The following is a 14776-nucleotide window of genomic DNA, read 5'->3' on the forward strand; positions in this document are numbered from 1 at the left end:
ACACCTCACCATTAAACTAACACTGCTAGTTTCCATCGGGCAGCCCTACTATGTGCGCCATGGCCCGACCGCGCAAGCCCCTCCTCAGCTACGACCGGATCGTCGCGACGGCCCGCGAACTCGTGGACACGGAGGGCCTGGCGGCGCTCTCCACCCGCCGGCTCGCCGCCGAACTGGGCGTCAGCGGCCCCTCCCTCTACAACCACTTCCGCACGAAGGACGAGATCCTGGAGGCGGTCGCCGACTCGGTGAGCGCCCAGGTCGACCTGTCGATGTTCGAGGACGGCCGCGACTGGCGGACCGCGCTGCACGACTGGGCCGTCTCCTACCGGGCGGCCTTGCGCGACCACCCCAACATCGTCCCGGTGCTGGCCCGCGGACCCGGCCGACGCCCGGCCGCGCTGCGGCTCGCGGACGCCGTCTACGGCGCGATGGTCGAGGCGGGCTGGCCCGCGTCGCAGGCCACCTCCATCGGCGCGCTGATGCGGTACTTCATCATGGGCTCGGCGCTCGGCTCCTTCGCGGGCGGCTTCGTGGACGACGCCAGCGCGTACGACCCCGCCGACTACCCCCACCTCGGCCAGGCCCACCTCCTCGCCGAGCAGCAGGAGAAGGTCGACGAGCGGGCCTTCGAGACGGGCCTCGCCGCCCTGCTGGACGGGCTGGCCCAGCAGTACGCGCGCCTGACCGGCCAGAGCTGAAGCTGGGAATTCTTCGGCGCGGACCGAAACGTCCGTGCCCCATCCTGGGAGGCATGACCTCCAGGGAACCCCAGGCACCTCGGCTCGCCCGGCTCGCGGCGCTCATCGCCGACGAGACACGGGCGGCCTGCCTGCTGGCGCTGCTCGACGGACGGGCCTGGACCGCCGGGGAGCTGGCCCGGCACGCGGGGGTCGCCCCCTCGACCCTGAGCGAGCACCTCGGCAAGCTCGTCGCGGGCGGGCTGCTCGCCGAGGAACGGCAGGGCAGGCACCGGTACGTACGGCTGGCCGACACGCGGACCGCGCAACTGGTGGAGGACCTGGTCGCCCAGGTGAGCCCGGGCGCCCGGCCCACGCCCCGGAGCCTGCGGGAGGCCGGCGCCCACTCGGCGATGGCCCGCGCCCGCACCTGCTACGACCATCTCGCCGGACGGCTCGGCATCGCGCTCACCGACGCGCTGACCGGGCGCGGGCTGCTGCGCCAGGACACCGGGTTCGCCCTCACCGACGCGGGACTCGGCTGGTTCGCCGCCGCCGGCATCCCGCTGGAGCGGACCGGGCGCCGCCCGCTGGCCCGCGCCTGCCTCGACTGGACCGAACGCCGGCCGCACCTCGCCGGGGTCGCGGGCGCCGCCCTGTGCCGGCACGCGCTGGAGACCGGGTGGTGCGTACGGATCGGCTCGGAGCGGGCCGTGAAGGTGACCGCCGCCGGTGAGCGGGCGTTCCTCGACCTGCTCGGCGTCGAGGCCGGCTCGCTCCGCTGAGGGCCGCCGTCCGAAAACCACTTTCGCCGCTCGCCGTTCCCGGTCCACGATCCACCGGTCCCCACCCGCCCCCTCCCGACGTTCGGAGCATGATGACCTCCTCCCCCGCCTCTCCGTCCCGCCGTGCCGGGCTGCTCGCCGCGGGCGCCGCCACCGTCACCGTCGTGCTGTGGGCCTCGGCGTTCGTGTCGATCCGCCGCGCGGGCGAGGAGTACTCCCCGGGCGCGCTGGCGCTCGGACGGCTGCTCGTCGGCGCCGCGGTGCTGGGCGCCCTCTGCCTGATCCGGCGCGAGGGGCCGCCGCCCCGGGCGGCCTGGCCCGGGATCGCCATATCGGGCCTCCTCTGGTTCGGCCTCTACAGCGTGGTGCTGAGCTGGGGCGAGCAGGAGGTCGACGCCGGCACGGCGGCCCTCGTGGTGAACGTCGGGCCCCTCCTCATCGCCCTGCTGGGCGCGCGGCTGCTGGGAGACCCGATGCCGCCGCGGCTGCTGGCCGGAATGGCGGTCTCCTTCGCCGGCGCGGTGACCGTGGGCGTGTCGATGTCGGGCGGGGGCGGCTCCTCGATGCTGGGCGTGGGCCTGTGCCTGCTGGCCGCCGTCGCGTACGCGGGCGGGGTCGTGGCGCAGAAGCCGACGCTGGGCCACGCCAGCGCGCTCCAGGTGACGACGTACGGATGCCTGGTGGGGGCCGTGCTGTGCCTGCCGTTCGCCGGCCGGCTGGTCACGGACGTGGCGCACGCATCGCTGCCGGCCACGCTCCACGTGGTGTACCTGGGGGTCTTCTCGCTCGCGCTGGCCTTCACCACCTGGGCGTACGCCCTGGCCCGTACGACCGCCAGCCGGATGGGCGCGACGACCTACGCGGTGCCCGCGCTGGTGGTGCTGATGTCGTGGCTGGCGCTGGACGAGGTGCCGGGGTGGTTCACGCTGGCGGGCGGGGCGCTGTGCCTGGCGGGTGTCGCCGTGTCGCGGTCGGGCTCGCGGTCCGCCCGGGTGGTGGCGAAGTCGCCGCGCACCGGGCGGACCCACGAGTCGCTGTGACCGCGCGCTGAGCCCCGGGCCCGGTCAGAAGACGACCAGGGCCCGGCCTCCCTTGCCGGCGAGCATGTTCTCGAAGGCGGCCGGGATGCCGTCCAGGGCGATCCGCTCCGTGACCAGGGCGCCCAGGTCGAGGCGGCCCTCGCGGACGTGTGCGGCGAGGACGGGGACGTCCCGCGCCGGGTCGGAGTTGCCGTAGACGCAGCCGGCGAGGGTGCGGCCCCAGTGGAAGATCTCCAGGGCGTTGAAGGTGACCTGCTGGTCCTTCCCGCCGATCCCGACGACCGTGGTGCGGCCCCCGCGCCGGGTGGAGTCCCAGGCGGCGCGGATCGTGGCGGCGCGGCCCACGCACTCCACGGCGACGTCCACGCCCTGCTTTCCGGTCAGGCCCCGGATCTCCCGGGCGGTGTCCTCGGAGGCGACGACGTAGTCTGTGGCGCCCGCCGCGCGGGCCAGCTCCTCCTTCGCCGGGGAGACGTCGACGGCCACGATCCGGCCGGCGCCCGCGATGCGGGCCGACTGGAGCGCGGCCAGGCCCACGCCGCCGACGCCGAACACGGCGACGCTCTCGCCGGCCCGGACCCGCGCCGCGTGGTGGACGGCGCCGTACCCGGTGAGGACGGCGCAGCCCAGCAGGGCGGCGTCGGTCAGCGGAACCCCGTCCGGCAGCGGCAGGACACAGTTCGCCGGGACGACCGTCTCCTCGGCGAACGCGGCGACGTTCAGGCCGGGGTGCAGGTCGGTGCCGTCGGTCGTGCGGGCGTGGACGTTCGCGGCGCCGTTGAGGGCGTTGGCGCACAGCCACACCTCGCCGAGGCCGCAGGCGTGGCAGCTCCCGCAGGAGGGGGCCCAGTTCAGGACGACCCGGTCGCCGGGCGCGACACCCGTGACCCCCTCGCCGACGGCGGCGACGGTGCCCGCGCCCTCGTGGCCGAGCACGGCGGGGACGGGGAGGCGCATGGTCCCGTCGGACAGGGACAGGTCGGAGTGGCAGACGCCGGCGGCGGCGAGCCGGACGCGGACCTGGCCGGGTCCGGGGTCGGGCAGGACGATCTCGGTGACCTCGAGCGGGGCCCCGACGGCGGGCAGGACGGCGGCGCGGACGGCCATGGCGGACGACTCCTCGGTGCGCGAAGGGCTGGTGGCGGGCCTCGGAACAGCCGGGCTCAGAACTGCAGGGACTTGGTCTGGAGGTACTCGGCGAGCCCGTGTGCCCCCAGTTCCCGGCCGACACCCGACTGCTTGTAGCCGCCGAAGGGGGCCAGCGGGTTGAACCGGCCTCCGTTGATGTCGACCTGGCCGGTGTCCAAACGGCGTGCGAAGGCCACGGCCTGCTCCTCGTCGGCGGCCCAGACGGCGCCCGCGAGACCGTACACGGTGCCGTTGGCGATCCGCAGGGCGTCCTCCTCGTCCTCGTACCGCAGGATCGACAGGACCGGCCCGAAGATCTCCTCCTGGGCGATCGTCATGCCGGGATCGACGTCGGCGAAGACGGTCGGGCTGACGTAGTAGCCCTTCTCGCGCGGCGCCCGCGGACCGCCCGCCACCAGCCGGGCCCCTTCGGCGACGCCCTTCTCGATGTAGCCCAGCACCCGCTCCTGCTGCCGGGCGCTGACCACGGGGCCGATGCGCTCGCCGTACTTCGCGGCGGCCTGCGCGGCCAGCTCGACGGCCTCGCCGTACTGGTCGCGGTGGACCAGCATGCGGGTCCAGGCGCTGCACGTCTGGCCGGAGTTGGACATCACGTTGGCGACGCCGACGTTGACGGCCTTGGCCAGGTCGGCGCCCGGCAGGACGACGTTGGCGGACTTGCCGCCGAGCTCGAGGGCGACCTTCTTGACGGCGGCGCCGGCCACCGAGGCGATCCGCCGCCCGACGGCCGTGGAGCCGGTGAAGGAGACCAGGTCGACGCCCGGGTGCTCGGCGAGCGCCTGCCCGGCGACCGGGCCGAGTCCGGTGACCAGGTTGAAGACGCCCGCGGGGACCCCGGCCTCGTGCACCGCCTCGGCGAACAGCTGGGCGACCAGCGGAGTGTTCTCGGCGGGCTTCACGACGATCGCGCAGCCCGCGGCCAGCGCCGGGGCGGCCTTCGCGACGATCTGGTGGAGCGGGTAGTTCCAGGGCGTGATGGCGCCGACCACGCCGATCGGCTCGTGGTACACGGTCGAGTTGCCGACCTTCTCCTCGAACGCGTAGGTGCCCGCGAGCTGCGCGTACGAGCCGGCCACCGCGATCGGCACGGCCGCGTGGACGGCCTGGGAGAACTTCAGCGGCGCCCCCAGCTCGGCGGTGACCGTCGTGGCGATCTCGTCCCGCCGGGCGTCGAGGACGTCCCGCAGGGCGGTCAGGCGGGCGGCGCGCTCGGCGGGCGGGGTGGCGGCCCAGCCGGGCAGCGCGGCCCGGGCGGCCCGTACGGCGGCGTCGACGTCGGCGGCGGTGCCGGCCGGGACCGTGCCGAGGACCTGCTCGTCGGCCGGGTTCACCACCTCGATGACGTCCTGGCCGGCGGCGGGCCGCCAGGCTCCGTCGATGTACATGCCGTCGTGTGCCTTCATGGCGGTTCCTCCCGGGGCGGGCCGTCGACCGGCCGCCGCCGCGTTCGTCGTTCCGGCTGTGGTCGTCCGATTCATAAACTAGCGGCGATAGTTTTAGCGCGCCAGGGACCGCAGGGGATCGGCCTGATCCGGGAGCCACCCTCGCCCGGTCACTCCTCCAGGTCCGGCAGCCGCGCCGGGGCGGGGCAGATCCGGTCGCCGTGCTGGTCGAAGACGAACATGTGGGCGATGTCGACGAGCAGCGGCACCTGCATCCCGTGCCGCAGCGCGAGGTCGGGGGTGGTGCGCACGATGAGGTCGCCCGGGAGGCGCCCCTCGGGCGGCGCCGGTTCCCCGGCCGGGCCGTCGGGTTCCTCAGCCGTCACCACCGGGCCGGCCCGCAGGGCGCCCGCCCGGCCGCGCAGCCGCTCCAGCACGGTGCCTCCCTCGCGGCGGCGCCGGCGGCCCGGCGGGGCGGGTCGCGGCGCCTCCAGGTCGGGGACGACGGCGGGCCGGGAGCCGGTGTTGAAGTGGACGAGCATCTCGTGCCCCTGGAACTCCACATGCTCGACCAGACCCGTGATGTGCGTCTCGCCGGGCCGGGCGGTCGCCCGGTCGCCGATCCGCACGGCCTCCGAGCGCAGGCCCACGATGACCTCACGGCCCTGCTGGACCCGGAGCAACTGGTGGTCGAGGCTGAGGGGTTCGGGCAGCCGCAGGAACTGCTTGCCGAGGCTGATGGTCATGGCGCCGTCGAGCGGGGCGCGGACGACCCCACGCAGCAGGTTGATGCGCGGGGTGCCGATGAAGGCGGCGACGAAGACGTTGCGGGGCAGCGCGTACACCGTCCGCGGGGTGCCGACCTGCTGGAGGACGCCGCCGCGCAGCACGGCGACCCGGTCGCCGAGCGACATGGCCTCGGCCTGGTCGTGGGTGACGTAGACCGTGGTGACGCCGAGCGTGCGGGTCAGGCCCGATATCTCGGCGCGCAGATGGTTGCGGAGCTTGGCGTCCAGGTTGGACAGCGGCTCGTCCATCAGGAACGCGGTGGGGCGGCGGGCGATGGCCCGCCCCATGGCGACGCGCTGGCGCTCACCGCCGGAGAGCTGGCCCGGGAATCGGTCGAGCAGTTCCTCGATGCCGAGCATGCGGGCCGTCGCCTCGACCCGCGGCCGGGGGTCGGCGCCGGGCGCCTCGATGCGCAGCGGGAAGCCGATGTTGTCGCGGCTGGTCATGCTCGGGTAGAGGGCGAAGTTCTGGAAGACCATGGCCATGTGGCGGTCCGCGGGCAGCAGGTCGTTGGCGTGCTCGCCGTCCAGGAGCAGTTCGCCGTCGTCGATCTCCTCCAGACCGGCGATCATGCGGAGCACGGTGGACTTGCCGCAGCCGGAGGGCCCGAGGAGCACGAGGAACTCACCGGGCCGGATGTCCAGCGACAGCCGGTCGACGACGCGGACGCCCCGCGTGTACGACTTGCTCACGGCGTGCAGAGAGATGGCGCGTGTCATGGCGGCTGCCCCCGGGGGCTCACGGGATCGCCTCGTGCGGGTCGTACGGGGCGTGTGAGTCACGGAAGTTAACGGAATGTGTGCGGCCGGGGGAAGGGAACGGGCGGGATCGGGCGGCACGGTCCAGCACGTGAGATAGCGGACGCTCCCGTTCAGCCCTTGCGTGCGGCTCCGGCTCAGTCCTTGCGCGGCTCTTGTTCAGCCCTTGCGCGCGGGTTCGCGGGTGCCGGTGAGGTGCGCGAAGACGACCACGTTGCCCGAGTAGCCGGTCCTGCGGTCGTAGTTGCCGCCGCAGGTGATGAGCCGTAGCTCGGGGCGGTTGCGCGTGCCGTACACCAGCCGGTTGGGGAACTTGTCCTTCTCGTACGACTTGATCGCGTCGACCGTGTAGACGGCGGTACGCCCGTCGGCGCGCCGGACCTCGACCCGCTTGCCGCGCTTGAGCTCGCCGAGGCCGCCGAAGACGGCGGGACCGGTGTTCGTGTCCAGATGGCCGACGGCGATGGCGGTGCCGGGCTCCCCGGGGGACGGCCCGTCCGTGTACCAGCCGGCCAGTTCGGGCTTGTCCTCGGGCGGTGTGGTCAGCCGGCGCTCGCTGTCCAGGGCCAGGTCCATGAGGTCGGCGTCGACGCCGATGTAGGGGATGACGATGCGGGTCGCCGGGGAGCGGGGCAGCGTGCGGGGCGGGGCGGACGTGCCGGCCGGACGCGGGGCCGGTGGCACCGGGGCGCGCGTCACCGGCCGCGACGGTCCGGGGCTCCGGAGCCGGCGCGGCGGTGCCGGCTCCGTGGCCCTCCCGGTGGACGATCCGGTGGCCGGCCGTCACCAGGACGACGGTGAGGACCGCCGTCCTGGCCAGCCGGTAGGCGCGCCTGCGGTACCAGGGCCGGCGCCTTCTACGCGCCATGCGAACGGCGACGGAGCCGGAACCACATCACCCCGCCGACGGCGGTCAGGCCGACGGCGGCGGCGCCGGCGACCGTGGTGAAGGCCTGGTCACGGGCGATCCCGCCGCCTCCGGCGGCCGGTCCGCCCTGCGGGGCGGGCGAGGGGGTCGACATGGAGGCCCGGCAGTCGACGGTGAAGGTCTTCTCCCGGTTGGGGGCGGTGGCGCCCGTGAACTCCCAGGTCAGCCGGTACTGGCCGTCCGGGAGTGTCAGGTCCTCGCTGTGTCCGATGCCGCGGTTCAGGGTCACGGTGCCGTTGAGCGTGGCCCCGCTCGGGACCGTCGGCTGGGTCACGATGTTCCAGGTCACGGTCCCGACGGTCTCGAAGTTCGCCAGGTCGAGGTAGAAGCGGCAGACCCTGGGCTCGTCGATGGCGTCGCCGTAGTCCGTGCGCCGGACCCCGTCCCACGGCGCCGTGTGGATCTTGACGGTGCCGTTGTCCCCGGGGGCCATCGGAGCGACGGCTCCGGCGGACGGCAGCCCGGTGAGCGGGGTCAGCGCGGCGGTGAGCGCCGTGACGGCGGCGATGCGCGCGGCTCGGCGTCGAAGAGGCGTGGTGGGCATGCGAGTCCTCCGAGTCAGACGATTTTCGTACAAATCGCTCGTCTCTGACTCTCTTTCACATCTGCCGTCAAGATCGTGGAAGCAGGGCCTTACGGCCCATCAGATACCACTCTTTCGACGCAATACGGTCTCCGGTCCGCGTCGCGTGCCGCCGTCCCCCGCCTCCCCGGACGGCGGCGCGGGCGAGCGCAGCGCCGTCCCCGCCGAGACCAGCAGCAGCGCGCCGAGCATCACGAACGGGGCCGCCACCCCGGCCAGTCCCGCCACCAGGCCCGCCGACGCCGGGGCGGCGACCTGCCCGAGGCGGTTGCCGGTCAGCCGCAGCGCGAGGGCGGTGGAGCGGGAGCCCTCGGGGGCCGCCTGGACGACCGTCGTCATGGACAGCGGCTGGCCGACGCCGAGACAGAACCCGAGCACCGTCAGCATCGCCGCGAGCGCCCACACCGGCACCGGCAGCGCCACGCCCGCGCACAGCAGGCCGCCCAGCAGGCAGGTGACCGTCAGCAACGCCGTGCGGCCGAGCAGCCGCAGCAGGGGCGTCAGGACCAGGCGGCAGGCGATGGTCGCGGCGGCGCGCAGGCTGAGCAGGACCCCGATCACCGAGGGCGCGATGCCCCGGTGCTCGCCGACCACCGGGAGGTAGGCGGTGAGGATGTCGGTGGCGGAGAGCACGGAGAGGCTGACGAAGATGCCGGCGGGGACGCCCCGGGAGCGCAGGATGCGCCCGACGGGCACGCGGTCGCCCGGCGGCTTCCGGGACCCGGCGGCCGTACGGCTCTCTATGCGCCACAGCGAGGAGAACGCGACCGCGCATCCGGCGCCCGCCACCAGCAGGGCGAGCGCGCTGCCGTGCGCCCGGTCCGGGCCGCCGACCAGCGCACCCGCCGCGATCGGCCCGACGAGCTGGCCGAGGGAGGCGCCGATCGTGAAGTGCCCGAAGTTGCGGTCCTGTTCGTGCGGGGCGGACTGCCGGGCGACGAGGGACTGCGCGCCGATGACGAAGCAGAGGTGACCGAGGCCCATCACACCGCTCCAGACGGCCATCGCCCCCGGTGAGCCGGCCAGGCCGCTCAGCGCGCAGCCGCCGGATATCAGCACGACGCCGACGGGGAGCAGCGGCGCGCAGCGCCCGTGGTCGGTGCGGCGGCCCAGCGGGACCGCGGCGAACAGCGGGAGCAGGGCGTACACGCCCGCGATCACTCCGACCGCCCGCTCGTCGGCGCCGAGCGCGAGGGCCCGGTAGGAGACGGCGGGCCGGGCCATCGACACCGCCCCCTGCGCGAAGCTGAAGGCGATGACGAGGCGGAGCAGCCAGCCGCGGTTCCCACCGGGCGCCATGAGCGAATTCCTCCGTGGAGCGGGTCAGACGGTGCCGAACAGGACGCCCGCCGCGAGGACGACGAGGCAGGTGAGCGCGGCCCACTTGACCACGAACCGGGTGTGGTCGCCGAACTCGACCTTGGCCATGCCGACGAGGACGTAGACGGCCGGGACGAGCGGGCTCGACATGTGCAGCGGCTGGCCGACCAGGGAGGCGCGGGCCATCTCCAGCGGGGTGACGCCGTGGGCGGCCCCGGCCTCGGCGAGGACGGGCAGGACACCGAAGTAGAAGCCGTCGTTGGACATGAAGTAGGTCAGCGGGAGGCTCAGCACGCCGGTGACCAGGGCCATGTGCGGGCCCATGCCCTCCGGGATGACGTCCACCATCCACGTCGCCATGTGGTCGACCATGCCCGTGCCCTGGAGGACACCGGTGAAGACGGCCGCGGCGAAGACCATGCCGGAGACGTTGAGGACGTTGTCGGCGTGGGCGGCCAGGCGGGCCTTCTGGTCCGGGATGTGCGGGAAGTTCACGGAGAGCGCGAGCGCGGCGCCGAGGAGGAACAGCACCGGGATGGGCAGCAGTTCCATGATCATGGCGGTCAGCAGGGCGACCGTGAGCAGCGCGTTGAACCAGTAGAGGCGGGGGCGCAGGGTGGGCCGGTCCGGGTCGAGCGCGGCGAAGCGCTCGTCGTCGGCGTCGTGGGCGTCGTGGGCGTCGTGGGCGCCGTGGGCGCCGTGGGTGGAGGCGCCCTCGGCGTCCGAACTCCCGCCGGTCGCAGGAGAGTCGGCCGCCACGGAGCCGGTGCCGCCGGCGCCCACGAGGATCGCCTCGGTCTCGGTCTCCTTCTCCGTCACCAGGGCGTCGTCCAGCACGAGCACGCCGAGGCGCCTGCGCTCGCGCACCCCGAGGACGTACGACAGGACGAGGACGGCGAGCAGGCCCACGGCGAGGGCCGGGATCATCGGGACGAAGACGTCGCCGGCGTCGACCTTGAGCGCGGTGGCGGCGCGGGCGGTCGGGCCGCCCCAGGGCAGCGTGTTCATCACGCCGTTGGCCATCGCGGCGACGCCGGTCATCACCACCAGGCTCATCTTCAGGCGCTTGTACAGCGGGTACATCGCCGAGACCGTGATCATGAACGTGGTCGAGCCGTCGCCGTCCAGCGAGACGACCGCGGCGAGGACCGCCGTGCCGACGACGATCCGCATCGGGTCGGCCTTGCAGAACCGCAGGATGCCCCGCACGATCGGGTCGAACAGGCCGACGTCGATCATCACCCCGAAGTAGACGATCGCGAACATGAGCATCGCCGCGGTGGGCGCGAGGCCGGTGACGCCGTCGATGACGTAGTCGCCGAGCTTCGCGCCCTTTCCGACGAAGACGCAGAACGCGGCCGGGATCAGCACGAGTGCCGCGATCGGTGACATCTTCTTCATCATGATCAGGACCAGGAAGGTCGCGATCATGGCGAAGCCGAGAATGGTCAGCATGAGTGGATACCTAACGTTCGCCCTTGAACGACCCACCAGGGCCGGCGGTGCGTTGGACGTTAGGTCCCTCCGAACGGCGTTAACAAGACGTCGGCTCGCGAGCAATAAGCGCAGAACTCCAGGTCAGAGCTTTGCTCAGGTCAACGCGCTGATCGTTTCGGCCACCGGGGACACCTCGACGGGCACGCCGTTGAGCACCGCGTTGCCGGACAGCGGGTCGAGCGCGCGGCCGTCGAGGAGCTGGTTGACGTTCACGCCGGGGTCGCCTGAGGCGTGGCCGAGCCGGGTGCCGGGGCGGTCGTGGCCCCAGCCGTGCGGGAGGCTCACCACGCCGGGGCGCACGGCGTCGGTGACCTCGGCGGGCGCGGTCACCTCTCCCCCGGCGCCCTTCAGGCGTACGGGCGCCCCGTCGCGGACGCCGAGCCGTTCGGCGTCGTCGGGGTGGATGTGCAGGGTGCAGCGGTTGGAACCGCCGGTGAGGGCGGGCACGTTGTGCATCCAGCTGTTGTTGGAGCGCAGATGCCGGCGGCCGACCAGGACGAGCCCGTCGGGGCGCTCGCGCAGGGCCTCCCTGAGCCGGGGCAGGTCGCCCGCGATGGGCTCCGGCAGCAGCTCCACCTTGCCGCTGACGGTCTTCAGCGGCTGCGGCAGCCGGGAGGCGAGGGGCCCGAGGTCGATGCCGTGCGGGTGGGCGAGGAGCCGGTCGAGGGTGAGCCCGTCCGGGCGGGCGCCGAAGCCGTCGCCGTAGGGGCCGAGGCGCAGCATCATGTCGAGGCGGCGCTCGGGGCCGCTGACGCCGGTGAGCTGCGCGGCGAGTTCCCGCGGGTCCCGGCCGTGCACCGGGGAGTGCGCTTCGGTGACGGCCTTGCCGAGGGTCTGCCCGATCACCATGTCGTCCACGGCGGCGGGGTCGGTGCCGTGCAGGCCGGTCGCGGCCAGGACGAGCCGGGCCATGATCTCGGTCTCGGCCATGCGGCCCGGCTCGAGCGGGACCGCGGGCCGGGTGTAGCGGACCTGGTTGCGCACGGCGAGGGTGTTGAAGGCGAAGTCGTGGTGCGGGCTCTGCGACGGCGGGGGCGGCGGGAGGACCACGTGCGCGTGCCGGGAGGTCTCGTTGAGGTAGGGGTCGACGCTGACCATGAACTCCAGGGAGTCCAGGGCCTTGTCGAGGCGGTCGCCGTCGGGGGCGGAGAGCACGGGGTTGGCGGCGACGGCGATCAGGGCGCGGACGGGCGTGCCCTCGTCGGTGACGGTGTCGATCTCCTCGGCGAGGGCGGAGAGCGGCAGTTCGCCCTTGGCCTCGGGGTGGCCGCTCACCCGGGAGCGCCAGCGTCCGAGCGCGAAGCCGTGGCCGGGCCCGGCCGGGCGGGGCGTGCGGTCGGTGGCGGCCTGCGGGAAGAGGGCGCCGCCGGGGCGGTCGAGGTTGCCGGCGAGGAGGGTGCAGACGTCCACGAGCCAGCTGGCGAGGGTGCCGTGCGGGACGGTGCAGCTGCCGATGCGTCCGTAGACGGCGGCGGTGGGGGCGGCGGCGAGCTCCCGGGCGAGGGTCCGGATGGTGCCGGCGTCCACGTCGCACGCCCCCGCGACCGCCTCGGGCGTGAAGTCCCGCAGCGCGTCCCGGAGTTCGCCGAGGCCCTGGAGGTGGGCGGTCAGCTCCCCCGGATCGGCGAGGTCCTCCTCGAACAGGGTGTGCGCGATCGCCGCGAGGAGCAGCGCGTCCGTGCCGGGCCGGATGGCGATGTGCCGGTCGGCGAGCCGGGCGGTGCGGGTGCGGCGCGGGTCGACGACGGTGAGGGTGCCGCCGCGGGCCTTGAGGGCCTTCAGCCGGCCGGGGAAGTCGGGGGCGGTGCACAGACTGCCGTTGGACTCCAGCGGGTTGGCCCCGATCAGCAGCAGGTGCGCGGTGCGGTCGAGGTCCGGTACGGGGATCGCGTTGGCGTCGCCGTAGAGGAGTCCGCTGGAGACGTGCTTGGGCATCTGGTCGACCGTGGAGGCGGTGAACAGGCTGCGGGTGCGCAGGCCGGCGATGAGGACCGGCGGGTAGAGGGCGCCGGCCATCGTGTGCACGTTGGGGTTGCCGAGCACGATCCCTACGGAGTCCGGCCCGTCCCGCTCGACGACCGCGCGGAGGCCGGCGGCCACGGCGTCGAAGGCCTCCTCCCAGGTGGCCTCGCGCAGGACGCCGTCCCGGCGCACGAGCGGGGTGCGCAGCCGGTCGGGGTCCGCGTCGACGGCGCCGAAGGCGGCGCCCTTGGGGCAGATGAAGCCCTTGCTGAAGACGTCGTCGCGGTCGCCGCGGGCGCCGGTGACCTCGGTCCCCTCGATGGTGAGCGTCAGGCCGCAGGTGGCCTCGCACAGGGGGCAGATGCGCAGTGCGGTGCGGGACACGGGTCCTCCCGGGGTGGGTGACGGCGGCGGTGCGCGCCGCCGTGCGCCGAGCATACCGACCGGTACGCACGGTGGGGAGCCCTAGGGCCGGGCGGCAGCCGTCGGTCCAGCGGTGAGGAGCACTCGGACCGGGCGGCAGCCACGGGTCCAGCGATGGGGAGCCCTCGGGCCGGGCGGCGACCGTCCCACGGTGGCGAGCCGTCGGGCAGGGCGGCGGCCCTCAGTCCAGCACCCGGCCCAGATACGCCCCGAGCAGTTCCCGCGCCTCCTGGAGGATCCGCTCGTCGCCCTCCGGCGCCATGCGGAAGGCGAGGTGGACCAGGGTGTCGGCGGTCTCCACGGCGACGAGGAAGGTCCGGCGCAGGTCGTCGTCCGGTTCCTGGCCGAGATGGCCGGCGAGCAGGTCGGTGAGCCGGTCGGCGACGCGGCGGTTGGGCTCGCCCCGGGTGCCGACCGGGATCTGGTTGCCGAAGTCGACGAGGGAGAACCCGGGCGCGGTGCGCTTCATGGCCACGTACTCGTCCAGGAGGGCGTCCAGCGCGGCCTGCCAGCCACCGCCGCCGGCCTCCTTCAGGCGCTCGGTGACGCGGACGCTGTAGCGCTCCAGGTTGCGCTGGGCCAGGGCGTCGGCCATCTGGCGCTTGTTGCCGAAGAACCGGTAGACCGAGCCGATGGGGACGCCCGCGCGCTGCGCCACGGCCCGGGTGCTCAGGTCGTCGTAGCCGACCTCGTCGAGGAGGTCGGCGCAGGCGTCCAGGATCCTGGTGAGCCGTTCGGCGCTGCGCCGCTGCACGGGCGCCCGGCGGAGCGATGCGGGATGGGGCACGCTCTCATGATGCCCCTGGGCCGCGCCCCGGCGAACATCGGCCCCCGGGCACCCGGCGCACCCCGTCACGGGGCGGGGCTGCCCGTCGCCTCCGCCTCGGAGGCGGTGATGTCGGCCGTCCGCTCGACGGGCTCGTCGCCCACGGCCCACACCGTGCCGTCGTCGGCGTAGAGCCGGACGGTGACCTGGTGGGTGCCGCGCGGGACGAGGGAGGCGGGGATGCGGTACCGGTCGGTGCGCAGCTCGGTGACGAGGCGGCCGTCCACGAGGAGGTGGGCCGTGCCCCGCCCGGCGGCCGGCGCCGGGTGGGCGTCCGCGGACGAGAAGCGGAAGTTGCGCAGAGTCAGCCGGACGTCCCAGTCGCCCGCGCGGCCCGGGTCGGGCTGCACCTCGATGCCGACGCCGGGCGCGTCCTTCTCCTCGACCTCGCGGTAGTGCCGGCCCTCACCGTCCGTGTCGTCCAGGACCTTGCCGACGGGCGAGGAGTTGATGCCGTCCCGGCCTCCGGGCGTGCCGGAGCCGCAGGCGGCCGATCCGGCCAGCAGGAGGGCGGCCACGAGGGCCGCGGAAAGGGACCGTGTCCACGACATGTCTGGAGACTAGAACACGGGTCTGACAGCCCGGATCCCCCTTGAGTCGGGTCCGTGTCCACCTCGCGGCGTAGGCGGTCCGGGGCTCCGCGGATCTTCCCGG

General features: G+C 74.1%; 13 protein-coding genes. 3 read left to right on the forward strand and 10 right to left on the reverse strand.

The window, feature by feature from the left end; translation table 11 throughout:
• Positions 1-59 precede the first annotated feature (59 nt).
• The 3 genes from ADL34_RS17445 to ADL34_RS17455 all read left to right on the forward strand — a co-directional run bounded on the left by ADL34_RS17445 (position 60) and on the right by ADL34_RS17455 (position 2505).
• Positions 60-701 (forward strand): TetR/AcrR family transcriptional regulator, encoded by a 642-nt coding sequence (locus tag ADL34_RS17445; protein WP_062670796.1) that lies wholly within the window; start codon positions 60-62, stop codon positions 699-701.
• A 53-nt stretch (positions 702-754) separates the two neighbouring features.
• Positions 755-1465 (forward strand): ArsR/SmtB family transcription factor, encoded by a 711-nt coding sequence (locus ADL34_RS17450; protein WP_062670794.1) that lies wholly within the window; start codon positions 755-757, stop codon positions 1463-1465.
• A gap of 89 nt (positions 1466-1554) precedes the next feature.
• The gene (locus tag ADL34_RS17455) at positions 1555-2505 is read left to right on the forward strand and encodes a DMT family transporter (protein WP_062670792.1); all 951 of its coding nucleotides are present in this window, start codon (positions 1555-1557) and stop codon (positions 2503-2505) included.
• Positions 2506-2529: 24 nt separating this feature from the next.
• Here the strand turns inward: ADL34_RS17455 and ADL34_RS17460 are convergent, their stop codons facing one another.
• From ADL34_RS17460 to ADL34_RS17505, 10 genes are all read right to left on the reverse strand, one after another.
• On the reverse strand, positions 2530-3612 hold the full coding sequence (locus ADL34_RS17460; protein ID WP_062670790.1) for a Zn-dependent alcohol dehydrogenase: 1083 nt from the start codon (positions 3610-3612) through the stop codon (positions 2530-2532).
• Positions 3613-3668: 56 nt separating this feature from the next.
• Positions 3669-5057 carry an aldehyde dehydrogenase family protein gene (locus tag ADL34_RS17465; RefSeq protein WP_062670788.1) on the reverse strand — a complete coding sequence of 463 codons (1389 nt, stop codon included), beginning with the start codon at positions 5055-5057 and terminating at the stop codon, positions 3669-3671.
• A 149-nt stretch (positions 5058-5206) separates the two neighbouring features.
• Positions 5207-6544 carry an ABC transporter ATP-binding protein gene (locus ADL34_RS17470; protein WP_062670786.1) on the reverse strand — a complete coding sequence of 446 codons (1338 nt, stop codon included), beginning with the start codon at positions 6542-6544 and terminating at the stop codon, positions 5207-5209.
• Positions 6545-6742: 198 nt separating this feature from the next.
• On the reverse strand, positions 6743-7282 hold the full coding sequence (locus ADL34_RS17475; protein ID WP_079042919.1) for a class F sortase: 540 nt from the start codon (positions 7280-7282) through the stop codon (positions 6743-6745).
• A gap of 158 nt (positions 7283-7440) precedes the next feature.
• Entirely contained in the window at positions 7441-8055 is a 615-nt protein-coding gene (locus tag ADL34_RS17480; RefSeq protein ID WP_062670783.1) for a hypothetical protein, read from the reverse strand.
• Positions 8056-8154: 99 nt separating this feature from the next.
• Positions 8155-9393 carry an MFS transporter gene (locus ADL34_RS17485; protein ID WP_062670781.1) on the reverse strand — a complete coding sequence of 413 codons (1239 nt, stop codon included), beginning with the start codon at positions 9391-9393 and terminating at the stop codon, positions 8155-8157.
• A gap of 24 nt (positions 9394-9417) precedes the next feature.
• Positions 9418-10869: a CitMHS family transporter gene (locus tag ADL34_RS17490; protein ID WP_062670773.1), complete on the reverse strand. Its 1452-nt coding sequence runs from the start codon at positions 10867-10869 to the stop codon at positions 9418-9420.
• Between the two features lie 135 nt (positions 10870-11004).
• A complete protein-coding gene (locus tag ADL34_RS17495) occupies positions 11005-13257 on the reverse strand; it encodes a molybdopterin oxidoreductase family protein (protein WP_062670771.1) in 2253 nt (750 codons plus the stop codon).
• A 220-nt stretch (positions 13258-13477) separates the two neighbouring features.
• A complete protein-coding gene (locus tag ADL34_RS17500; RefSeq protein WP_062670770.1) occupies positions 13478-14083 on the reverse strand; it encodes a TetR/AcrR family transcriptional regulator in 606 nt (201 codons plus the stop codon).
• Between the two features lie 65 nt (positions 14084-14148).
• Positions 14149-14673 (reverse strand): hypothetical protein, encoded by a 525-nt coding sequence (locus ADL34_RS17505; protein WP_062670768.1) that lies wholly within the window; start codon positions 14671-14673, stop codon positions 14149-14151.
• Between the last annotated feature and the right edge of the window lie 103 nt (positions 14674-14776).

Origin of the sequence: Streptomyces sp. NRRL WC-3605, assembly GCF_001509795.1 — a bacterium.
GTDB lineage: Bacteria > Actinomycetota > Actinomycetes > Streptomycetales > Streptomycetaceae > Streptomyces > Streptomyces viridochromogenes.